Here is a 283-nt window from a genome sequence, read left to right on the forward strand (position 1 = left end):
CTAATGACCTCTACAAGTTGGACACCACCACCATGGTCTGGTCTTTCATTGACACCAGAGGACCTCCACCTCCTGCTTCATCATATCACTCTGCCACCATCATCAGGACAAAGATGTTTGTATTTGGAGGCTGGTCAGGCTGGGGGAATGGTTACTGCAACACCATCAGAGTGTTTGACACAGAGACCAACTGCTGGATGAATACACCATCTGCACAGCTTCTTCCAGAAAGACGCAGGGATCATTCAGCCTTTACCTACAATGAGGAGCTGTACATATATGG

Annotated in this window: 1 protein-coding gene; it reads left to right on the forward strand. The window is 48.1% G+C overall.

Annotation, left to right across the window (positions count from 1 at the left end; genetic code table 11):
• Positions 1-17: 17 nt before the first annotated feature.
• Positions 18-283 (forward strand): Kelch repeat-containing protein (locus IEQ44_RS15715; protein WP_193639405.1); only part of this gene is annotated, 266 nt, incomplete at its 3' end.

This window comes from Nocardioides malaquae, from assembly GCF_015070385.1.
Lineage (GTDB): Bacteria > Actinomycetota > Actinomycetes > Propionibacteriales > Nocardioidaceae > Nocardioides > Nocardioides malaquae.